This is a genomic window from Aeromicrobium sp. (genome assembly GCF_014378035.1).
Lineage (GTDB): Bacteria > Actinomycetota > Actinomycetes > Propionibacteriales > Nocardioidaceae > Aeromicrobium.
Genome location: NZ_JACMOM010000320.1, coordinates 31,626 through 53,193, shown reverse-complemented (window position 1 = coordinate 53,193; position 21,568 = coordinate 31,626). Strand labels below are relative to the sequence as shown.

Sequence of the window (21,568 nt, the reverse complement as noted above, 5' to 3'; positions counted from 1 at the left end):
GCCCCCCAGCGGCCTGGCCCACACGGCCAGGTCAGGCTGGGTCGAGCTCCTTCTGGCCCCAGGGTGAGCCGTAGGCGGTGAGCAGCTCAAGGAACGGCTCGGCGTCGAATGCCTCCGGGCCCAACACACCCGCGCCTGCCCAGACCCCGGTGGCCAGCAGCTCGAGTGCGACGACGGGGTGGATCGCAGTCTGCCAGACGACGCACTGGTGTCCGTACTCCTTCATCGACCAGTCGTTGTCGACGACGTGGTAGAGGTACGTCGACCTCGGCTGTCCGTCCTTGCCGGTGCCCGTCACCCAGACGCCGGCGCAGGTCTTGCCGTGCATCCGGTCGCCCAGCGTCGCCGGGTTGGGGAGGCACGCCGCGACCACGTCACGGGGGCTGACCGCGACGACGGTCGGACGTCCACCGACGATCGACGTCACGTTGACCTTCTCGGTCGAGTCGAGCCCGAGCTTGTGCAACGTGCGGAGCACGTCGATGAACTCGTTGCCGAGCCCGTACTTGAACGTCGCACGCTTCGTGTCGACCCATCGTGGCATCAGGAGCACCTCCTCGTGCTCGACGTTGACGCACTCGACCGGTCCGATGCCCTCGGGGAAGTCGAAGATCTCCGGCTCACTGAACGGCGGTGTCGTGAACCACGCGCCGTCCTGCCAGATGACGGGAGGGTTGAGGCACTCCTCGATCGTCGTCCAGATCGAGAACGAGGGAGCGAAGTCATGGCCATCGACCGTGAGGTTGGCGCCGTCGCGGGTGCCGAGCTCGTCGATCGAGGAGAACAGGTGGTCAGCGGCGTAGCGGGCGAAGACGTCGGACAACCCGGGCTCGACACCCATGCCGCACAGCGCGAGCCGGCCGGCGGACTCCCACGTGCCGGCAACCGCGAACTGCTCGTCGCCGAGCTTGACCCCGGTCTCGGAGTGCGGGTTGTCGGGGTGCGGCTTCGAGAGACTCATCGCCATGTCCAGGTAGTCCGCCCCGGCGGCGAAGGCACCGTCGAAGATCGGCATGACGAATCGGGGGTCGATGGCGTTCATGACGTGCGTCGCGCCCACCTCACGTGCGAGTGCCTCGACCGAGCCAGCGTCGGAGGCGTCGACCTGGGCTGCGGTGAAGCGGTCGTCGTCCACCCCCGCGACGGCACGCTCGGCACTCTCCAGCGCGTAGTCGGCGACCACGATCGACTCGAAGAAGTCGCGGCGTGCGGCGATGGCGCAGAACGCGGAGCCAACACCGCCGGCGCCGACAAGAAGGATCTTCATCTCAGGCCTCCAGGTTCGTCATGACGTGCTTGATGCGGGTGTAGTCCTCGAAGCCGTACATCGAAAGGTCCTTACCGTAGCCGGAATGCTTGAAACCACCATGGGGCATCTCGGCGACGATCGGGATGTGCGTGTTGATCCACACGCAACCGAAGTCGAGCCTGCGGGCCATGCGCATCGCCCGGCCGTGGTCCTTGGTCCACACCGACGACGACAGTCCGTACTGGACGCCGTTGGCCCAGCGCACAGCCTCGTCCTCGTCGGTGAACTCCTGCACGGTGATGACCGGACCGAAGATCTCGTCCTGGCTGGCGTGGTCGTCCTGGCGCAGCCCGGAGAGCACCGTCGGCTCGAAGAAGTAGCCCTCCCCCAGCGAAGCGACGCGTGAGCCACCGGTCTCGAGGTTGGCGTGGTCGGGCAGGGAGTCGATGAACTCCTGGACATGTGTCAGCTGGTTGGCGTTGTTGACCGGCCCGAAGTAGGTGTCCTCGTCGTCGGGCATGCCCACCTTGGTGCCGCGTGCCGCCTCGACCAAGGCGGCGGTGAACTCGGCGGCGATGCGCGGGTGCACCAGCACCCGCGTCGCGGCAGTGCAGTCCTGGCCCGCGTTGAAGTAGCCTGCGCCGGCGATGCCTGCGGCCGCGGCGGCGATGTCGGCGTCGTCGAACACCACCACCGGTGCCTTGCCACCGAGCTCGAGGTGCGGCTTCTTGAGGCCGGCAGCGGCGGAGGCCGCGACCTCCATCCCTGCGCGCACCGACCCGGTGATGGCGACCATCTGCGGGGTCGGGTGGGTGACGAGCGCACGCCCGGTGTCCCGGTCGCCGCACACGACGTTGAGCACGCCCGGCGGGAAGAACTCCTGAGCGATCTCGGCCAGCAACGCCGTGGAGGCCGGTGTCGTGTCACTCGGTTTGAGGACGATCGTGTTGCCCGCGGCCAGAGCCGGGCCAATCTTCCAGATCGCCATCATGAGCGGGTAGTTCCACGGTGTGACTTGTGCGACGACGCCGATCGGCTCTCGCCGAATCATCGACGTGTGACCCCGCATGTACTCCCCCGCCGACCGCCCCTCCAGCGTGCGGGCGGCGCCGGCGAAGAACGTCAGCACCTCGGTGGCCTGGTACATCTCCTCGCTCATCGTGAGCGACTTGGGCTTGCCGGTGTCGCGCGACTCGACGTCGACGATCTCTGCGGCTCGCTCCTCGACCGCGGCAGCCAGCTTGTTGAGTGCCCTGAACCGTTCGTACGGCGTCGTGTCGCGCCAGGTCTCGAAGGCCGTGGCTGCAGCACCGAACGCGCGGTCGACGTCCTCGGCCCCGGACAGGGGTGCGGACGTGTAGACCTGACCCGTCGACGGATCCTCGACGTCGTACGTCGCTCCACCTGCCGCCGCGACTAGCTCTCCGTTGATGACGTTGGTGATCGCGTGTTCCATGGCTCCATGTAACCCCACGGGCTCTACGCGATGCAACGGATTCCGAAGTAAACTATGGATAAGACGACTAAATCACTTGAAATTAGTACCCGAGTCTTGCGAGAATGGCGACATGACCCTGAGCCACGAAGACTACTCACGCCAGCAGAAGGCCGCGAAGGAGCATCTGTGGATGCACTTCTCCCGCCACGGATCCTACGAGGAGAACGACATCCCCGTGATCGTCAAGGGAGAAGGCGCATACATCTGGGACAACAAGGGCAAGCGCTACCTTGACGCGCTTGCCGGACTGTTCGTCGTCCAGGCCGGTCACGGTCGCGAAGAGCTGGCCGCGGCCGCCTACAAGCAGGCCAAGGAGCTTTCCTTCTTCCCGCTGTGGACGTTCGCGCACCCCACCGCCATCGAGCTGGCCGAACGACTCGCCGCGTACGCGCCGGGCGACCTCAACCGGGTGTTCTTCACGACCGGCGGTGGCGAGGCAGTCGAGACCGCGTGGAAGGCAGCGAAACAGTACTTCAAGCTGACCGGCAAGCCGCTCAAGACCAAGGTCATCAGCCGGCAGATCGCGTACCACGGCACGACTCACGGAGCCCTGTCCATCACCGGCATCCCCGCGCTCAAGCAGATGTTCGAGCCGCTGGTGCCGTCGACGGTGCACGTGGCGAACACCAACTTCTACCGCGCGCCCGAGCACGGCGACGACATCGACGCATTCAGCATGTGGGCCGCCGACCAGATCGAGCTGGCCATCATGGCCGAGGGTGCTGACACCGTCGCCGCCGTCTTCCTCGAGCCGGTGCAGAACGCCGGCGGCTGCTTCCCACCCCCGCCCGGGTACTTCCAGCGCGTCCGGGAGATCTGCGACCGGCACGACGTGCTGCTCGTGTCGGACGAGGTCATCTGCGCGTTCGGTCGCCTCGGTGAGATGTTTGCTGCCAACCGCTACGGCTTCGTGCCCGACATGATCACGTGCGCGAAGGGCCTCACGTCGGGCTACTCCCCCCTCGGCGCCATGATCGCGTCGGACCGCATCATGGAGCCGTTCCTGCAGGGGCACACGAGCTTCGCCCACGGCTACACGTTCGGTGGGCACCCCGTGTCGACCGCGGTCGCGATGGCCAACCTGGACATCTTCGAACGCGAGAAGCTGAACGAGCACGTGCGTGACACGGAGGGCGACTTCCGCGCGACCCTCGAGAAGCTGCGCGACCTCGACATCGTCGGCGATGTCCGCGGCGACGGCTTCTTCTACGGGATCGAGCTGGTGAAGGACAAGACGACGAAGGAGTCGTTCAGCGACGCCGAGTCCGAGATGTTGCTCCGCGGCTTCCTGTCGAAGGCGTTGTTCGCCAACGGCCTCTACTGCCGCGCCGACGACCGCGGCGACCCCGTCATCCAGCTCTCGCCGCCGCTCATCGCCGACCAGAGCCACTTCGATGAGATCGAGCAGATCCTGCGAAGCGTCCTGACGGAAGCCCAGAGCCTGATCTGAGGAGCCACCCCGCGGCGAGCCGACGCCTCATCCTCGCCGCGGGGGGCACCAAGGCCCAGCAGCCCGCTACGGCCCACCCGCAAGCCATCTCCTTGACGTCGCGCAAGCTGCGCGATGACCAAGAAGGTGTCTCGTGGGTGGGCCGTAGTTGGCTCGAGAGCAAGTTGGCTCGAGAGCATTGCTGGAGCGGACAAGGTTACCCGTGGAGCGGAGCGGAGGTCAGCACCCGACGTGTGACCCCCGCCAGGATTCAGGCAGCCAATGCCTTCTGCCCCCGCCGGCGGAAGATCTCCCCACCGACGACGATCGAGATGGCGATGACGAACATCGCCGTGCCGATGACGTTGACCTCCATCGGAACACCCCGCTGTGCTGAGCCATAGACGAACATCGGGAAGGTCACCGACTGGCCGGCGTTGAGGTTCGTGATGATGAAGTCGTCGAACGACAACGAGAAGCTCAGCAGCGCCGCCGCGATAATTCCGGGCAGGACCAGCGGGAAGGTGATGCGCCGGAACGTCTCGAACTCGTTGGCGTAAAGGTCCATCGCCGCCTGCTCGAGATTGTCGTCGAGCCCGCCGAGGCGGGCCTTGACCGTCACGATGACGAACGACAGGCAGAACATCACGTGCGCGATGAGGATCGTGATGAAGCCGAGCCTGCCGCCGAACCCGCTCGACACGAACAGCGCCAGCAGCGACGAACCCATCACGATCTCGGGTGAAGCCATGGGCAGGAAGATGATCAGGTTGGCGGCTTTGCGTCCGGCAAAACGGTGCCGGACGAGAGCAAAAGCGGCGAGGGTGCCCAGGATCGTCGCAATGATCGTCGCTGCGAGAGCGATCTCGATGCTCAGGAGCACCGAGTCACCCATGCCGCTCGGCTTGAAGGGGTGCAGCCAGTTGCTGAACGTGAAGCTTTGGAACTTGTAGACGTTCCTGGACTTGCTGCTGTCGTTGAAGCTCATCAGCACCACCACCGCGATCGGCACGAAGGTGTAGACGAGGACCAGGAGACCCAGGCCGAGAATCAGGTGGTCACCGATCCATCGCCGGGCGCGGGCCATGGGGCTCATACGAGATCCTCTGTTCCTGAAGTACGGACATAGATCAGAACCGCCACGACGATGACGATCATCAACGTCACCGACAGGGCGCCGGCCGCAGCGTAGTCGCCCTGTGTCGTGAAGAGGCTCTGGATGACGTTGCCGACCATGCGCTGGTTGGGGCTGCCGAGAAGCTGCGAGTTGATGTAGTCGCCGGCTGCCGGGATGAAGGTCAGCAGCGTGCCGGCCACGACGCCCGGCAGCGACAGCGGGAACGTGACTTTGAAGAACCCACGGAGCGGAGAGGCGTAGAGATCGCTCGACGCCTCGATGAGCCTGATGTCGATCTTCTCGAGGCTGGCATACAGCGGCAGCACCATGAACGGCAGGAAGTTGTAGGTCAGCCCTGCGATGACCGCGACCGGTGTCGCCAGGAGCCGGGAGTCGGCGCCCATGATGTGCACGGTCTGCAGCGCGTCGACGACGAATCCGTCATCGGCGAGGATCAGCTTCCACGACAGGGTGCGGAGCAGGAAGCTGGTGAAGAACGGCGCAATGACCAGCACGAGCATGAGGTTCTTCCACCGCCCTGCCTTGAACGCGATCGCATATGCCAGCACGTAGCCGATGACCAGGCACAGTGCCGTGGCGACACCGGAGTACCACAGCGATCTCCACAGCTGGCTCTTGTACTGGCTGATGGCGTCGACGTAGTTGCCGAAGTGCCACGTCATGTTGTAACCGGTCAGCACCGACCCGTTGGGGTCGAACAGGCTCGTGGAGATCAGCGAGTAGAAAGGGATGAGGAAGAACAGACCAAGCCAGACGGCGCCGGGCAGGATGAGCCAGTAGCCGGTGAGCTTGCGTTTTGTCTTCGGGGCGTGGCCGCGCGGTGCGTCCGGCAAGGTGTCGAGGTTCGCCACGTCAGTCGTCCTCGATGCCGGCTTTGGCATCCTGGCTGGCGTCCAGGAGGAAGGCGTATTCCGGGCGCCACGAGATGTCGACCTTGGTGCCCACCGAGAGCATCCGGCGCGCACCGGTGTTCTGCTCGAACACCATGAGCTCCTGCGCCCACGGCATGCGCACCATGTACTGAGTGCTCACGCCGACAAAGCTGACGTCGGTGACGTAGCCGCCTGTGATGACGTCGCCCGGCGCGTCGATCGGGTGCCCCGCCTCGGCGATGAGCACCTTCTCCGGACGGATGCCCAGCCAGCCCTGGCCCGAGTCAGAGTGTGCCCGCTCGGCCGGGATCGACGCGAGCGCACCCTGCACCCGCACCTTGACGTGCTCACCATCCCGGCCCTCGATCTCGCCGGCGATCAGGTTCGACTGCCCGAGGAAGTTGGCGACGAAGGTCGTGCGCGGGTTCTCGTAGAGCTCGCTCGGCGCGCCCATCTGCTCGATGACGCCATGGTTCATCACAGCGATGGTGTCGGCCATCGTCATGGCCTCCTCCTGGTCGTGGGTGACGTGCACGAACGTCAGGCCGACCTCGGTCTGGATGCGCTTGAGCTCGAGCTGCATGCCGCGTCGCAGCTTGAGGTCGAGGGCGCCGAGCGGCTCATCGAGCAGCAGCACCTCGGGCTTGTTGATCAGGGCCCGCGCGAGGGCGACGCGTTGCTGCTGGCCACCGGACATCTGGGCCGGCTTCTTGTGCGCCTGCGACGTCAGCTCGACCAGCTCGAGCATGTCGGCCACCTGCTTCTTGACGTCCTTGACGCCGCGCCGCTCGAGACCGAACGCGACGTTCTTGGAGATGTCGAGGTGAGGGAACAGGGCGTAGTTCTGGAACACCGTGTTGACCGGACGACGGTAGGGCTTCTCGTAGGTCACATCGGTGTCGCCGAGGTGGATCGTGCCCGATGTCGGTGTCTCCAGGCCGGCGACCATGCGCAGCGTCGTGGTCTTGCCGCAACCTGACGGGCCGAGCAGGGCGAAGAAGCTGCCCTGTGGCACGACGAGGTCGAGGGACTTGACGGCGGTGAAGGTCGCGTACTCCTTGGTCAGATCAGCCAGTCGCAACGACCGATCACCATGGTCTGCAGACCTGTCGGTCGGCGCCTCATGAACCTGTGACATCAGCAAAATCCCCTTCGTAGGTGCGCATCTTGGCCTCATCGAGCGCCATGAAGCCGTGGGTCACGGCGAGTGTTTCCGCTGTCGGGAAGATCAGCGGGTTGTCGACCTGCTCGGGGTCGACCTTCTCCATCGCCGCCTGTGCACCCTTCACAGGACAGATGTAGCTGTTGTAGGCCGCGAGCTTGGCGGCCACCTCGGGCTCGTAAAAGTAATTGATCCACTGCTCGGCGTTGGCCTGGTGGGTCGCGAGGTTGGGCACGAGCATGTTGTCGGCCCAGATCATGTGACCCTCCTCCGGCGTGACGAAGACGAGGTTGTCGTCACCGGCATTCGCGATGTCGCCCGACCACGCCTCACACGCCACAATGTTGCCTGACGCCAGGTCCTGGACGTACTCGTTGCCGGTGAACGACCTGACCTGCCCGTCACTGCGTGCCTTGCGCAGGCGGTCGATGGACGTCTGCCACTGGGCGTCGGTGAAATCGTTGGGATCAGCGCCGTCGACCAGCAGCAGGAAGCCCATCGTGTCGCGCATCTCGGTGAGCAGGGCGATGCGGCCCTTGAGGTCCGGTCGCGTGACAAGCTCCTCGAACGACTTGACCTCCTTGGTCTTGGACTTGTTGTAGGCGATGCCCGTCAGGCCGCTCTGCCACGGTGCGGAGTAGTCGCGCTTCTTGTCCCACGACGGGCTCTTGAGCGAGTCGATGATGTTGGCGTGCAGGTTGGGCACCTTGGCCGCGTCGAGCTTCTGGATCCAGCCGACCTGGATCATCCGGGCCGCCATCCAGTCGGTCAGCGCGAAGAGATCACGCTTCGATGAGCTGCACGACCCGAGCTGGTTCGAGACCTTGGCAAAGAACTCGTTGTTGTCGTTGACGTCGGCGGTGTATCTGACGTTGATGCCGGTGTCCTTCTCGAACTGGGTCATCGTCGAGACGTACTTGCCGTCGTCCTGGTCGATGTACTCGGGCCAGTTGGAGAACACCAGCTGCTTCTGCGTGGCGGAAACATCCTTGGCGAAGCAGCTCGCGGGGTTCTGCTTTCGGTCGGGGGTGCCGAAGCCCGTCAGCGCGAGGGCACTCACGCCCGCGAACGCCAGACCACCCGTGCCCTTGATCAATGTTCGCCGGTCAAGCTCCGCCATGTGCCACCCTCGCTCCTCGTGTGTCCACAGATCCTCGCAAGATTCTTGGCCTGAGACAAGGGATTCCGCAGTAAATCCTGTGTTTGGATCCTGAAAGCGTCAAAATTCCGCTCAGATACAAGGGGTGGAAGCGAACATGTACGGCACAATGATCGACATGACCGAACGCAACGGCCCCATCGACCGAAGCCCCGCGACACCCCGTCGCTCCGGGCTCGACACCGTCGCCAAGCAGATCATCGAGCTGCTGCAAGACGACGGACGGTTGTCCTACTCAGCCATCGCCAAGGAGGTCGGGCTGTCTGAGGCTGCCGTCCGTCACCGCGTGCAGAAGCTCATCGACACCGGCGTCATGCAGGTCGTGGCCGTGACCGATCCGATGCAGATGGGCTTCGCCCGCCAGGCCATGGTCGGCATCAAGGTCAGCGGCAACGTACGTGATGTCGCCACAGAGCTCTCCACGATGGAGAAGCTCGACTACATCGTCATCACTACAGGTCGCTTCGACATCCTCGCCGAGCTGGTCGCCGAGAGCGACGACGAGCTGCTCGACATCGTGTCGCAGCAGATCAGCGCCATTGACAAGGTCGTGACCACGGAGACGTTCGTGTACCTCCGGCTCGAGAAGCAGACCTACGCGTGGGGTGTCAAGTGAGCGTTCAGGAGATCGTCTCGCCTGCGATGAGAGTTTCGAACACCTCGGCGTACAGCTCAAGCATCAACCCCTCGTAGCCCTCCGGGTCGGACTCCGGCGCCGGGGCCGGGTCGAGTCGACCCGCCCGGATGAGGACCGCCCAGGGAATCTCGGTATCGGGTGTCGTGAGCACGGGTGGCGTGCCCCCGAAGCCGAAGTCGGCTGTGCTCTGCGGCACCGCACCGATACGGGCACACGCCAGCACAGCCACGACCTGCTCGCGTCCGTCGCGCAGGTCGATGGCCACGCTGGTGCCCTCGTGCACGCCCGTGTCGCGCAGCGCCCCCGCCAGCGACGCCGACTCGTGCAGCAGCTGGGCGTACGACATCGGGCCACGCTCGTCGTCGAGGGCGGGGTGATCGGCAAGGCCTCCGATGACGTGCTCGTCGAGGGTGCGGTAGATCAGGCTCGTCATGTGTCCATCGTGTCACCCGGGGCGCTCGACCGTGCGCCCAGACTGGGGCCGCTCAGACTGGACCGCTCAGACCCCGCGGAAGACCGGCGTGCGCTTCTCGACCCTGGCGGTCGCCGCCTCCTGCACGTCGACGCTGGCCCAGACATCGGTGAAGCTGGCGCGGGTCGCAGGGTCGTCTGCCACGGTGCTGTTGAGGACGAGCTTGTTGTGCGCAAGTGCCAATGGTGCGAGCGTGGCGATGTCGTGAGCCCACGAGAGCGCGTCGGCCGTGGTGCCAGGTCGGTCGGCCAACCCGCACGCCAGCGCGGAACCACGGTCGAGGGCCCCGGCGGCGAGCACCAGCCGGCGCGCCGGGCCGGCGCCGGCGAGCTCGGCGAGGGTGCGGATCGTCCACGCGTCGACGGCCATGCCGTTGCGGGCCGTCGGCACAGCGAACTTCGCGGTCTCCTCGACCACCCGCAGGTCGCAGGCAATGGCGAGCTGGGTGCCCGCTCCGATGGCGGGGCCGTTGACGGCCGCGATGATCGGCACCGGCACCTTGGTGAGGTGGTGCAGCATCCCGTAGAGCGCCTCGAGAAATTCGGGACCGTACACCCCGTCGAGGTCGGCTCCGGCGCAGAAAGCCGTGCCCCTCCCGGTGATGACGATGGCCCGCGCTCCCCCGATGACCGCCTCGTCGACTGCGTCGTGGATCGCGGTGCACAGCTCGAGGTTGAGTGCGTTGCGCCGACGTTCACGCTGCAGCTCGATGACGACGACGTCTCCGTCACGGGCGCTGGCGATCATGTCTCTCCTGGACTGGAACGGATGGGGCTCGCCTCACCGTATCGGCCCCGACGCCGAAGCCACCGGGAAGGCCAACGGGCCGAGAGCTCAGATCGCGAACGACTCGAGAAGGCTGGCGACACCGTCCTCGTCATTGGAGGAGATGCGGTCCGTGGCGGCGGCGAGCACCTCCGGGTGGGCGTTGGCGACGGCGAAGCTGCGGCCGGCCCAGGCCAGCATCGGCAGGTCGTTGGGCATGTCGCCGCAGGCCCACACCTCCGAGGACCTGATTGAGCGCTCGTCGCACCACGCCGCGAGGCCCGTGGCCTTCGTGACGCCGGGGGCCGTCATTTCCGCGAGCCCCATCGCACCGGAGAAGCCGAGCTCGACCCTGCCGCCGACGACCTGCGCCACCAGACTGAGGAAATCATCAGGCCGGGAGGCAGCGGACCTGGCGAGCAGCTTGCCGACCGTCGACCCGGCGATCTCCGCGAACGGACCCACCACGTGACCGTCGTCGAACTCCCCGGCGTAGATGTAGGCCGGCTCCCTGCCCATGCCGTCGGCCCGCTCGACGGCGAATGCCACGTCAGGAATAGCGGCGCGCAGGTCGGTGACGACGGCCGCGATGTCGGCCCGGTCGAAGCTACGACTCGACGACACGGTCCGTGACGCCACGTCGTAGACGAAAGCACCGTTGCCGCAGATCGCCACACCGTGCTCGCCCACCGCATGAGCCAGCTCATCGAGCCAGCGAGGTGGTCGGGCAGTGACGAACAGCGTCGGCACACCGGACGCCGCGGCAGCGGCAATCGCGTCGCGCGTACGGGTGGAGAGCGAGCCGTCGCTGCGGAGCAGCGTTCCGTCGAGGTCGGTCGCGAGCAGCCGGGGGCGGGCCGACACGCTCAGACTTCCACCGCGGCGAGCTGGCCGCACGCGCCGTCGATGTCGCTGCCCCGGGTGTCGCGGACCGTCGTGGGGATGCCCTTGGCGATGAGCCGGCGGACGAACTCGCGCTCGTCCTCGGGCCGCGAGGCTGTCCACTTGGAGCCGGGAGTGGGGTTGAGCGGGATCAGGTTGACGTGCACCCATCCCCAGTCGCCGTACGACTGCAGCACGTCGCCGAGCAGGTCGGCGCGCCACGCCTGATCGTTGATGTCCTTGATCATGGCGTACTCGATGGAGACGCGGCGCTTGGTGGTCTCCGCGTACTCCCACGCCGCTCCGACCGCCTCGTGCACGGACCAGCGGGTGTTGATTGGCACGAGCTCGTTGCGCAGCTCGTCGTCGGGTGCGTGCAGTGACAGGGCGAGCGTGACAGGGATGCCCTCGGTGGCGAGCTGCTTCATGCGCGGGACCAGGCCGACTGTGCTGATCGTGATGTTGCGAGCCGACATCCCGAGGCCGTCGGGAGTCGGCGCGACCATGCGCCGGACAGCGCCGATGACGGCCTTGTAGTTGGCCATCGGCTCGCCCATGCCCATGAAGACGACGTTGGACAACCGACCGGGACCACCGGCCACCTTTCCCGTGGCCATCGCACTCGCACCGTCGACGACCTGGTCGACGATCTCGGCGCAGCTCATGTTGCGCTCGAGCCCACCCTGGCCCGTGGCGCAGAACGGGCACGCCATGCCACAGCCGGCCTGGCTCGACACACAGATCGTGGCGCGATCGGCGTAGCGCATCAGGACCGACTCGACGAGGGCGCCGTCGAAGAGCTTCCACAGCGTCTTGCGGGTGGTTCCCTTGTCGGCCTCGAGGGTGCGCAGCGGGTTGAGCAGCGTCGGCAGCAGCTCGGCGACGATGCGGTCGCGGCTCGCAGCCGGGAGGTCGGTCATGTTGGCGGGGTCGCGCTCGAGACGTCCGTAGTAGTGGTGGGCCACCTGCTTGACGCGGAAGGCCGGCTCACCGAGCGTCTCGGCAACGGCAGTGCGCTCATCGGCGCTCAGGTCAGCGAGGTGGCGCGGGGGCTTCTTGCGCCCACGCGGCTGCTCGAAGACGAGCGGGAGGTTGCGGGAAGACTCAGACACCTCACCATTCTCTCACCCGGTGACGAGAGCCCGAAATCGTCAGCGGCGCGGCAGCTGTGCGACGAACTGGAGCTTGTCGAGCACAGGCGCCGGGATGACGAATGGGTACAGCGCACCCTTTCCCATGCTGCGGTTGATCTGGTTGAGGGCGATGCTCAACGGGATCCAGACCTCGATCACCAGGTCGCGAAACGATGCGGACTCCTGCGGCTCCGCGACGGCCGCGAGATTGTGAGCCGACGCCGTCTCGATCGTGTCGCAGATGTGCAGGTAATGCGCGAAGGTCTCGGCGAAGTCCTCGAACGGGTGCATGGTCGCGTACCTGCTGATGTAATGATCTTCCCAGCCTGCCGGCGGGCCCTTCGCATAGTGCCTCTCGATGGCGTCGGCGTAGTTGTCCTCCTCGTTGCCGAACAGATCCCTGGCCTGCTGGATCAGGGCGCCGCGAACGTGCTGCCACTCGATGTAGTGCCCGATCTCGTGGCGGAAGTGGCCCAGCATCGTGCGGTAGGGCTCGTCGAGGTCGACCCGCACCTTCTCGCGGTGAGCGTCGTCGCTCTCGGCGAGGTCGAGCGTGATGACGCCGCTCTCGTGACCCGTCGTGACGTCCTCGGCGACGCTCGACAGCAGGTCGAACGCGAGACCGTTCTCCTCGTCCTGGCTGCGGGGGACGATCGGGAACCCCAGAGTGTCGAGCTCGACCACGAGACGACGTTTGGCCTCCTCGGCGATCTTGAACTCCCTGAGACCCCCAAGGTCTTCGTCGCTCGGGCGGGTGCGGGTCAATCCGCAGCTGAAGCAGTAGCCACCGGGTACCTCGGTCAACCACGTGCATCCCGAGAGGGCCAGGTTGGTGCACCTGTACCAGGTGCTGCCGTCGGCGTCGACGTACCGGCCGTTGTCGTCGACCGGGACGATGGCCCGTTCTTCACGGGAGAACGCCAGGTCGGTCTGGCAGGAGACACAGATCGTGTTCTCGAAGAACAGCGAGCTGCCGCACACGCGACAGGAGAAGACCCTCACTCCACCATTCTTTCAACGTCGCCGGAGCCCGCGCATGCGCGGGTCACCCCTCGTGGGCTGGCGCCACGTCGACCTCGACCGCGAGCGACGACTTCTTGGCCTCGGTGAAGATGACGCCCTTGACCGGCGGCACGTCGGCGTAGTCGCGTCCCCACGCCAACGTGACGTAGCGATCGTTGGCCCACTGGTCGTTGGCCGGGTCGAGGGCCAGCCAGCCGCCGTTCGGGATCCACACCGCCGCCCACGCATGGGTGGCATCGGCGCCGACAATGCGCTCCTTGCCCGGCGGAGGTGTCGTCGCGAGATAGCCACTGGTGTAACGCACGGCCAGGCCGTGGGTGCGCAGGCAGGCAAGCGTCAGGTGGGCGAAGTCCTGGCAGACCCCTGCTCGCTTGTCGAAGATGTCGTCGACTGTGGTGGTCACGGTCGTGGCGGTCTTGTCGTACGCGAAGTCGGCGTGCACGCGATGCATCAGGTCGGTGACGGCGTCGCCGATGGGTCGTCCCGGCGTCAGTGACAGTGCGGCATAGGCGTGCGCCTCCGCCGTGTGGTCGGCCAGCGACGACGCCAGCGCGAAGTCTTGCACCTTCCACGCGTCCGCGACGTCGTCACCTCGCAGCATCGGCCGTGCGCTCTCCCACGGAACGTCGAGCGTGGTCTGGTCATAGGTCGGCGCCTCGACCTCGACCTCGCTCGTGGCGAGGATCTCGAGCTGCTGGTGCGGTGTCGTGACCTGGAAGTAGGTGACGGTGTTGCCGTAGTAGTCGGTGTCGTCGGTGCAGTCCGACGCAGCCGGGTCGATGACGATGGCGTGGGACGCCACCTGCTGCCACGGCAGCTCACGTGGCACGAGGTAGGCGATGCCGAGGCTGTCGCTGACGTCCTCGTCGTAGGAGTACGTCGTGCGGTGGGAGACCCGATATCTCATTCCTCGACCGCCTGGGCGTTGGCGAAGCCGAACGAGCGCGGTACCGGTGCGGGGGCGAAGTGCAGCTCGCCGACGGCGTCCGCGAAACGGGTCAGCTGGTTGCGGTAGCCATCGAGGAAGCGCTCGAGGTTGGGTCGGTTCTCACCATCAATGGCCGTGAGCGCAGCGATCTCGACGCGTTCGAGCTCGTCGGCGAGGTCGTCGAGCAGCCGCTCGGGGCGAGTGGACCCGGTGGAGCCGGGCATGGCGGTGAGGTTCTGGCGCAGATCGGCTATCCCGAACGCCAGCGAGCGCGGGTTGTCGGCGTCGAGCAGCAGAAGCTCGAGCACGCCAGCCAGACGTACGTAGCCGCGGTAGCGACGCCGGTGCGTCACGGCACTCTCCGCAGCAGAAAGCACGGCGTTGTGCACGTCGCGATCGACGTCGATGCCACGACGTACGGTCGTGGTCGAGCGCAGCAGGTGGCACAGCTGGAGTCCACGCTCGATGGCTCGACCGGCGCCAATCATGCGTGAGCCCGGGTCGCGCATCATGTTGGACGTGACCCCCTGCAACGACAGGATGCCGGTGAGCATGCGGCCCGCGCTCTCAGCGACCTGGTGGCTGTAGTGGTAGCTGACCAGGGCGGACGACGCACGATCGGTCGAGCTGAACGCCTGCCACGTGTCGGGCGAGAGCTGGTCGCGGACGCTCTGCGCCGTTTCACGCAGGGCGCTGATGGACTGGGCGACCGAGCCGGGCCGGTGTGCATCGAGCAGCAGCGATCGGAAGTCCTCGTCGAGCTGCCCCTCCTCGAAGGGAGCACCGCTGAGGCGCGCGATCGCCGTCATGAGCACCGCGAGGCTCGCTCCGCCCGCCGTCTGTGGCCGCGACCGGAAGTCCTCGGCGCTGGCGTGCGCCGTCAGCACGAGCCGGAGCATGTCTTCGGCGCGTTCGGCATAGCGCCCGAACCAGAACATGTCCTCGAGCACGCGCGGCACCATCGCCACGGGCGCCCGCACGTTGGTCAGCGGCAGCACGTCCGTCAGGCCCTGGTCGGCGTCGTCGGGCTTGTCCTTCAGCACCCAGACGTCCTTGCTCGACGCCGGCAGCCCCGCCTCGAACACCGTGGCCAACCCTCCGACGAGCGGCCGGTAGGTCGAGCCGTAGCGCAGGGTGAACGTTCGCAGCGTCAGCACCTGCGGACGCACGCCACGGACATCGAGGGTCGGCGACTGTGACAGCGCGAGCGGCTCCTGTCCGACGTAACGGTGTGGCTCGCCGCGGATGATGTCACGCAGCTCATCTGCGGGCAGGTGGTCGACGTCGAGTGGGCTGTCGATGGCCCGGATGACGAGGCCGTCGAGGTTGTCGAGGATGTAGGCCAGCGAGCGGTCGTCGCCAGCCCAGTAGGTCTGCACCGACGGCAGTCGCAGCGGCTCGTCGAGCAGGGTCTCGCACATCGCTGACATGAACGGCAGGAGCGCCGGGTTCTCGAGCACGCCCGCGCCGAGGCCGTTGACGACGCGCACGGAGCCTCGCCGAACGGCTTCGGACAGCCCCGCCACCCCGAGCTGTGAGTTCTTGCGGAGCTCGAGCGCGTCGCTCCAGGCAGCATCGACGCGGCGCAGGATGACGTCAACCCGCTCGAGCCGCCCGAGCACCCGCAACCACACGGCACCCTCGCGCATGACGAGGTCGCTGCCCTCGACCAGCGGGAAGCCCAGGCTCGACGCGACGAACGCCTGGTCGTAGGCGGTCTCGGAGTGGGTGCCCGGCGAGAGCACCACCACGCGTGGGTTCGGGCTGTTGCCCGGCGCGGAGTCGATCAGTGTCGATCGCATCGCCTGGAAGAACGGAGCCATGCGGTGCAAGCCCGCCTGTCGGTAGAGCTCTGGCATGACCCGGGAGATGACCCGACGGTTCTCCATGGCGTAACCGATGCCCGACGGCGCCTGGGCGCGGTCGGCGAGCACCTGCCACTCCCCCGCGGCGTTGCGACCGAGGTCGGCTGCCGAGAGCAGCAACGGGTGGGGGTCACTCGCCGAGGCACGGGCCCCGACGCGCAAAAAACCCTGGTGGCCGAAGACGACCGAGGGTGGGAGAACCCCCGACGACAGCAGACGCTGCGGCCCGTAGAGATCGACCAGGATCGCGTTCAGCAGCTCTGTCCGCTGCGCGAGGCCCACTTCGAGCGGCACCCATTCCGCCGCATCGATGATCAGCGGGAAGGGGTCGAGCCGCCACGGCCCGGGCTCCTGCTCCGGCGGCGTGTACGTGACACCGTCGTTGGCCAGAAACCTCTCGATGTCACCGCTGACCCGTCGCAGGTCGGCCTCGGTGATCTGGATGGCGCTCTCGGCGAGCATCCGCCACCCCGGCCGCAGAGTGCCGTCGGCAGCGACGACCTCGTCGTAGTGCGGGGCCTCCGTGGTGAGGGTCGGCTGCGTGATGGCGGCGGAGTAGTCGCGAAGTGCGGTCACGAATCGTCTCCGTGGGCAGCGTCCTCAGGCACGGTCGCGCTGCGTGTGGTGCCGGCGGGAACCGTTCGACGCAGGTCGAGCGTATGGGGGTACTCGTCACTGGCGGCACGACGTCCGGCCTCCTGCATCGCGGCCACGTCGACCGCGCCGGGCGTGTGCCCGAACGGCTCGAAGCGGCTCGACCGGCGCGCCTCGGCCTCACGGGCGTTGATCGGCGGATGATCGTGGGCGCGTCCGCCGGGATGCACGACGTGATAGGTCGCCCCGCCCAGCGAGGTCGCCGACGGGACATCGATGACGTCGAACCTCAAGGGTGAGTGCACCTCGATCGACGGGTGCAGCGCGGAGGGCGGCTGCCAGGCGCGGTAGCGGACCCCGGCGAAGAACTCGCCGGCGACGCCGGTGGGTGTCAGTGGCACGGGGACACCTTGGCACGTCACGAGGTGCTGGTGCGGCAGAACACTCCGCACCAGCCCCTGCAGGCGCTCGACGGATGAGTCGACGTAGCGTGCCATGCCGCCGGACGTCGCCTCCTCGCCCAGGACGTGCCACGGCTCGATCGCCGAGCGGAGCTCGATCTCGACGTCGCCGGCGCGGGTGACCCCGATGCGCGGGAACCGGAACTCGGTGAACGGGTCGAGCCACGACTCCTGGAAGTCGATGCCGTGCGCCCGCAGGTCGGCGACCACCGAGCCGATGTCGCGTGTCGCACCGTGCGGCAGCAGGAAGTCCTCGTGCAGCGCGGTGCCCCAGCGCACCAGCGGGGCACGGTAGGGCTTCTCCCAGAACATCGCCACGAGCGAACGCACCAGCAGTGACTGCACGAGCGCCATCCGGGCATGGGGCGGCATCTCGAACCCCCGCAGCTCCAGCAGTCCGAGCCGTCCGCGTGAGGAGTCCGGGCTGTACATCTTGTCGACACAGAACTCGGCGCGGTGGGTGTTGCCGGTCAGGTCGGTGAGCAGGTGCCTCAGCGCCCGGTCGACGAGCCACGGTCGAGGCTCCTCGGCCGAAGCGGTGAGGCGGTCGATCTCGCTGAACGCGATCTCCGCCTCATAGAGCGCTTCCGGCCGGCCCTCGTCGAAACGGGGCGCTTGACTGGTGGGGCCGATGAACCGCCCGGAGAACAGGTACGACAGCGAGGGGTGACGCTGCCAATAGGTCATCAGGCTGACCAGCAGGTCGGGACGCCGCAGCATCGGGGACGCGGCCGGCTCCTGCCCACCCAGGGTGATGTGGTTGCCGCCGCCCGTACCGGTGTGCACGCCGTCGAGGTCGAACTTCTCGGTGGTGAGCCGTGCTTGACGGGCAATGTCGTAGAGGGTCGTGGTCAGCTCCCGCAGCTCTGCCCACGAGGCGGTCGGGTGGACGTTGACCTCGATGACGCCGGGGTCGCTCGCCACGACCAGCTGCGTCAGGCGCGAGTCGGGGGGCGGACCGTAGCCCTCGAGCACGATTCGCTGGCCGAGCGACGTCGCCGCCTGGTCGACGACGCGCAGCACGTCGGCATAGTCCTCCAGTCGCTCGGTGGGCGGTAGGAACACGTGCACGAACCCGTTGCGACCCTCGACCGTGAGCGCCGTGGTCGGCTCTTTGACGGGGTCGACGACAGCCACCGCCGGGATGCCGGCGACGAGCGCGGGGCCGGCCTCGACGTACGACGGGTCGCCCGTCGCCTCGGGGTCTTCCCACGTGATGGCGTCGAGCGGCAGACGCAGACCCACGGCCGACGTTCCGGGCAGGAGCACGATCCGTCCACGCCTCAACGACCAGTCGGGGCTCGTCCACTCCTCACCCGGCACGAGTGGCAGCACCCACCCGGTGGGCTCGGTGACGGTGGCGTCGACACCCGCGGCCCAGGTGGCGTCGGGATGCCCGGGGTCGAGCGACGGCCGATCGCCGTCGGGCCGGCGCAGGGCGACGACCAGCTCGGACAACGGGTCCTCGAAAGCGGGACGCAGCTGGGTGGCCGGCAGGCCGAGAAGGCGCGTCACCTCGCGCCCGAACGCCTCCGCCTGTGCGCGGGCACCGGTCTGGGCAGACTCGGGGTCCCACGGGTCGGCCAGCAACCCCGGGTCGGACCACAACGGCACACCGTCGCCGCGCCACTGCAGCGCGATCTGCCAACGCGGAAGCGGCTCGCCCGGATACCACTTGCCCTGCCCCCGGTGCACGACCCCTCCACCGGCGTAGACCTCGAGGAGCCGCCCGGCGAGCTCACTGGCCTTGATCCTCTTCTCCTCGCCGTCGGCCTCGGTGTTCCACTGCTCGGACGTCACGTCGTCGAGCCCCACGAACGTCGGCTCACCGCCTTGGGTGAGCCGGACGTCGCCGGCTTCGAGCCGGACGTCGACGGCGGCTCCGAGTGAGTCGATGCGCTCCCACTGGTCGTCGGTGTAGGGCTTGGTGACACGAGGATCCTCATGGATCCGACGGACGGTGTTGTGGAACGAGAACCCCACCTCGGCCTGCTCCATCAGCGCACCGGAGATCGGGGCCGCCGACGACGGGTGCGGGGTGGCTGACAGCGGGATGTGTCCTTCGCCGGCGAACAGCGAGGACGTCGGGTCCAGACCGATCCACCCTGCGCCGGGCACGAAGACCTCCGCCCACGCGTGCAGGTCGGTGAAGTCCTCGGTGGGGCCGCTCGGTCCGTCGAGGCTCATGGTGTCGGACGCGAGCTGGACGAGATAGCCCGACACGAAGCGCGCCGCGAGACCATGCTGACGCAGCAGCGACACCAGCAGCCAGGCGCTGTCACGACACGACCCGACGCCCCGGCGCAATGTCTCGTCGGGCGACTGCACGCCAGCCTCCATGCGGACCGAGTAGGTCACCGCCCGGTAGACCGCAGCGTTGAGCTGCACCAGGAACGGCACCATCGCCATGCCGCCGTCGGGGAGCTCAGGCAGGGCCTCGCGGAAGGCGGTGACCACGGGTCCGGGCTGTTGAGCACCGTCGCCACCGACTGGTCGTAGGTAGGGGGCGAGGTCGGCCATGAGCGAGGCCTCGTAGGTGAAGGGGAATGTCTCGGCGTAGTCCTCGATGAAGAAGTCGAACGGGTTGACGACCATCAGGTCGGCCACGAGGCCGACGGTGATGTCGAGCTTCGTCACCTTCTCGGGGAACACCAGCCTCGCGAGCCAGTTGCCGAAGGGGTCCTGCTGCCAGTTGATGAAGTGGGTGCCCGGACTGACGGTGAGCGAATACGCCTCGATGGGGGTACGGCTGTGCGGCGCGGGGCGCAGGCGTACGACGTGCGGGCCGAGTGAAACCGGCCGTCCGAAGTCGTACGTGGTGCGGTGCTCGAGTGCGACCTTGATGGACATGCCTCCACCCTCCCTCGAACCAATTACGGCGACGTGACCGGGACCAGCGTGTGCAGGATCAGCCACGCGATCGGGGCCACCGCGATGAGTGAGTCGAGCCGGTCCATCAGGCCGCCGTGGCCCGGCAGGATGTCGCCCATGTCCTTGATGCCGAGGTCACGCTTGATCAGTGACTCCGACAAGTCGCCGAGCGTCGCGAACACGACACCCGCCACACCCAGCAGGATGCCGACCCACCAGTCGCCGTCGAGGCCGTAGGTGACGGTGAGAATGCCCGCCGCGATGCCGAAGATGAGCGACCCCGCGAAGCCCTCCCATGACTTCTTCGGGCTGATCGTCGGCGCCATGGGGTGCTTGCCGAGGAGGACGCCTGCGATGTAGCCGCCGATGTCGGAGGCAATCGTCGCCACCACGAAGGCCACGATGCGCCACGTGCCGTCGGTCTCCGCCAGCATCAGCACCACGAAGACGCCCATGAGGAACAGGTAGGTGAGAACGAAGATGCCGGCGCTGCTGTCGCGGACAAAGCCGTCGGCACCCTCGGACAGACGCCATACCAGCGTCCCGATGACCGTGAGGGCCAGCGCGACGGACGCCGTCTCGGTGCCCCCGAAATAGCCACCGACCAGCATGATGACACCGCCGACCAGGACCGGAGGCATCGGGATCGTGATGTCGGCGGTCGCGAAAGCCCGCGCAAGCTCGAACAGGCCGATGACGAGGGCGACGGCGACGACCGCGATGAACGCTTCCTTGACGAAGAACAGCGAGGTGATGACCACCGCGCCGAGGCTCAGGCCCACCGCGATCGAGGCCGGCAGGTTGCGACCTGCCCGGCTGACCTTCTCGGCGGGGACAGGCGTCTCGTCGGCGGGTGGATCAGACCTCAAGGAGCTCTGCTTCTTTGTTCTTGAGCAGCTCATCGACGATGTCGACATACTTCTTCGTGAGGCCGTCGAGGCGCTTCTCCGCACCAGTGTTGTCGTCCTTGCTGATCTCGGAGTCCTTCTCGGCCCTGTCCATCGCCTGCTTGGCGGTGCGGCGCAGGTTGCGCACCGCCACGCGTCCCTCCTCCGCCTTGGACTTCGCCAGCTTGATGTACTCCTTGCGGCGGTCCTCAGTCAGCTCGGGCAGCGTCACGCGCAGGACCTTGCCGTCGTCGCTGGGATTGACGCCGAGATCGGACTCGCGGATGGCCTTCTCGATCGCTGGCTTCGCGCCCGCGTCGTACGGCTGGATGATGACGGTGCGCGGCTCGGGCACCTGGAAGCCGGCGAGCTGGTTGAGCGGGGTCTGCTGGCCGTAGTACTCGGCCGTGATCTGGGCGAACATCGCCGGTTGCGCACGGCCCGTGCGGATCGCAGCGAACTCCTCGCGGGTATGCTCGACGGCCTTGGCCATCTTGCTGTCAGCGTCACGCAGGGTCTGGTCAATCACGATGTCTCCCCATC

The 21,568-nt window shown here is 67.1% G+C and carries 18 protein-coding genes; 2 read left to right on the top strand and 16 right to left on the bottom strand.

The features are described 5' to 3' along the window. Positions 1-31: 31 nt before the first annotated feature. Entirely contained in the window at positions 32-1,267 is a 1,236-nt protein-coding gene (locus H7290_RS16840; protein WP_290515177.1) for a saccharopine dehydrogenase C-terminal domain-containing protein, read from the bottom strand. A gap of 1 nt (position 1,268) precedes the next feature. Next, the gene (locus H7290_RS16835; RefSeq protein ID WP_290515176.1) at positions 1,269-2,705 is read right to left on the bottom strand and encodes a gamma-aminobutyraldehyde dehydrogenase; all 1,437 of its coding nucleotides are present in this window, start codon (positions 2,703-2,705) and stop codon (positions 1,269-1,271) included. Between the two features lie 112 nt (positions 2,706-2,817). Between H7290_RS16835 and H7290_RS16830 the strand changes: the two genes are divergently transcribed. Next, positions 2,818-4,197: an aspartate aminotransferase family protein gene (locus H7290_RS16830; protein ID WP_290515175.1), complete on the top strand. Its 1,380-nt coding sequence runs from the start codon at positions 2,818-2,820 to the stop codon at positions 4,195-4,197. Positions 4,198-4,447: 250 nt separating this feature from the next. Here H7290_RS16830 and H7290_RS16825 read toward each other — a convergent pair whose 3' ends face one another. The 4 genes from H7290_RS16825 to H7290_RS16810 are packed head-to-tail and all read right to left on the bottom strand — an operon-like array spanning position 4,448 to position 8,468. After that, on the bottom strand, positions 4,448-5,272 hold the full coding sequence (locus tag H7290_RS16825) for an ABC transporter permease (RefSeq protein ID WP_290515174.1): 825 nt from the start codon (positions 5,270-5,272) through the stop codon (positions 4,448-4,450). Next, a complete protein-coding gene (locus H7290_RS16820; RefSeq protein ID WP_290515173.1) occupies positions 5,269-6,165 on the bottom strand; it encodes an ABC transporter permease in 897 nt (298 codons plus the stop codon). Before H7290_RS16820 ends, H7290_RS16825 begins: the two co-directional genes overlap by 4 nt. 1 nt (position 6,166) lies before the next feature. Continuing rightward, a complete protein-coding gene (locus H7290_RS16815; protein WP_290515172.1) occupies positions 6,167-7,324 on the bottom strand; it encodes an ABC transporter ATP-binding protein in 1,158 nt (385 codons plus the stop codon). Next, on the bottom strand, positions 7,308-8,468 hold the full coding sequence (locus H7290_RS16810; RefSeq protein WP_290515171.1) for a spermidine/putrescine ABC transporter substrate-binding protein: 1,161 nt from the start codon (positions 8,466-8,468) through the stop codon (positions 7,308-7,310). Before H7290_RS16810 ends, H7290_RS16815 begins: the two co-directional genes overlap by 17 nt. 157 nt (positions 8,469-8,625) lie before the next feature. Between H7290_RS16810 and H7290_RS16805 the strand changes: the two genes are divergently transcribed. Continuing rightward, a complete protein-coding gene (locus H7290_RS16805; RefSeq protein WP_290515170.1) occupies positions 8,626-9,123 on the top strand; it encodes an Lrp/AsnC family transcriptional regulator in 498 nt (165 codons plus the stop codon). Positions 9,124-9,127: 4 nt separating this feature from the next. On the opposite strand, the gene H7290_RS16800 is transcribed toward H7290_RS16805, so the two are convergent. The 10 genes from H7290_RS16800 to frr form a co-directional block, all read right to left on the bottom strand. After that, a complete protein-coding gene (locus H7290_RS16800; protein WP_290515169.1) occupies positions 9,128-9,577 on the bottom strand; it encodes an AMP-binding protein in 450 nt (149 codons plus the stop codon). Between the two features lie 66 nt (positions 9,578-9,643). Next, positions 9,644-10,363 carry an enoyl-CoA hydratase gene (locus H7290_RS16795; protein ID WP_290515168.1) on the bottom strand — a complete coding sequence of 240 codons (720 nt, stop codon included), beginning with the start codon at positions 10,361-10,363 and terminating at the stop codon, positions 9,644-9,646. Between the two features lie 87 nt (positions 10,364-10,450). Continuing rightward, the gene (locus H7290_RS16790; RefSeq protein ID WP_290515167.1) at positions 10,451-11,245 is read right to left on the bottom strand and encodes an HAD family hydrolase; all 795 of its coding nucleotides are present in this window, start codon (positions 11,243-11,245) and stop codon (positions 10,451-10,453) included. Between the two features lie 2 nt (positions 11,246-11,247). Beyond that, positions 11,248-12,375 carry a 23S rRNA (adenine(2503)-C(2))-methyltransferase RlmN gene (rlmN, locus tag H7290_RS16785; RefSeq protein WP_290515166.1) on the bottom strand — a complete coding sequence of 376 codons (1,128 nt, stop codon included), beginning with the start codon at positions 12,373-12,375 and terminating at the stop codon, positions 11,248-11,250. A gap of 39 nt (positions 12,376-12,414) precedes the next feature. Then, a complete protein-coding gene (locus H7290_RS16780) occupies positions 12,415-13,398 on the bottom strand; it encodes a putative zinc-binding metallopeptidase (protein ID WP_290515165.1) in 984 nt (327 codons plus the stop codon). Positions 13,399-13,441: 43 nt separating this feature from the next. Then, positions 13,442-14,326 (bottom strand): transglutaminase family protein, encoded by an 885-nt coding sequence (locus tag H7290_RS16775; protein WP_290515164.1) that lies wholly within the window; start codon positions 14,324-14,326, stop codon positions 13,442-13,444. Next, the gene (locus H7290_RS16770; protein WP_290515163.1) at positions 14,323-16,788 is read right to left on the bottom strand and encodes a circularly permuted type 2 ATP-grasp protein; all 2,466 of its coding nucleotides are present in this window, start codon (positions 16,786-16,788) and stop codon (positions 14,323-14,325) included. Before H7290_RS16770 ends, H7290_RS16775 begins: the two co-directional genes overlap by 4 nt. After that, positions 16,785-20,117: a DUF2126 domain-containing protein gene (locus H7290_RS16765; RefSeq protein ID WP_290515162.1), complete on the bottom strand. Its 3,333-nt coding sequence runs from the start codon at positions 20,115-20,117 to the stop codon at positions 16,785-16,787. The genes H7290_RS16770 and H7290_RS16765 overlap by 4 nt, the downstream gene beginning before the upstream one ends. 23 nt (positions 20,118-20,140) lie before the next feature. Beyond that, positions 20,141-21,007, bottom strand: a complete 867-nt coding sequence (locus H7290_RS16760) for a phosphatidate cytidylyltransferase (RefSeq protein WP_290515161.1) — start codon at positions 21,005-21,007, stop codon at positions 20,141-20,143. Next, a complete protein-coding gene (gene frr, locus H7290_RS16755) occupies positions 20,997-21,551 on the bottom strand; it encodes a ribosome recycling factor (protein ID WP_290515195.1) in 555 nt (184 codons plus the stop codon). Before frr ends, H7290_RS16760 begins: the two co-directional genes overlap by 11 nt. Positions 21,552-21,568: the final 17 nt, after the last annotated feature.

What these genes read in the sequence shown, in the direction of transcription:
- H7290_RS16840 (WP_290515177.1), bottom strand. Translation starts at nt 1,267, where the DNA reads ATGAAGATCCTTCTTGTCGGCGCCGGCGGTGTTGGCTCCGCGTTCTGC.
- H7290_RS16795 (WP_290515168.1), bottom strand. Translation starts at nt 10,363, where the DNA reads ATGATCGCCAGCGCCCGTGACGGAGACGTCGTCGTCATCGAGCTGCAG.
- H7290_RS16835 (WP_290515176.1), bottom strand. Translation starts at nt 2,705, where the DNA reads ATGGAACACGCGATCACCAACGTCATCAACGGAGAGCTAGTCGCGGCG.
- H7290_RS16775 (WP_290515164.1), bottom strand. Translation starts at nt 14,326, where the DNA reads ATGAGATATCGGGTCTCCCACCGCACGACGTACTCCTACGACGAGGAC.
- H7290_RS16830 (WP_290515175.1), top strand. Translation starts at nt 2,818, where the DNA reads ATGACCCTGAGCCACGAAGACTACTCACGCCAGCAGAAGGCCGCGAAG.
- H7290_RS16805 (WP_290515170.1), top strand. Translation starts at nt 8,626, where the DNA reads ATGACCGAACGCAACGGCCCCATCGACCGAAGCCCCGCGACACCCCGT.
- H7290_RS16810 (WP_290515171.1), bottom strand. Translation starts at nt 8,468, where the DNA reads ATGGCGGAGCTTGACCGGCGAACATTGATCAAGGGCACGGGTGGTCTG.
- H7290_RS16800 (WP_290515169.1), bottom strand. Translation starts at nt 9,577, where the DNA reads ATGACGAGCCTGATCTACCGCACCCTCGACGAGCACGTCATCGGAGGC.
- H7290_RS16815 (WP_290515172.1), bottom strand. Translation starts at nt 7,324, where the DNA reads ATGTCACAGGTTCATGAGGCGCCGACCGACAGGTCTGCAGACCATGGT.
- H7290_RS16765 (WP_290515162.1), bottom strand. Translation starts at nt 20,117, where the DNA reads ATGTCCATCAAGGTCGCACTCGAGCACCGCACCACGTACGACTTCGGA.
- H7290_RS16825 (WP_290515174.1), bottom strand. Translation starts at nt 5,272, where the DNA reads ATGAGCCCCATGGCCCGCGCCCGGCGATGGATCGGTGACCACCTGATT.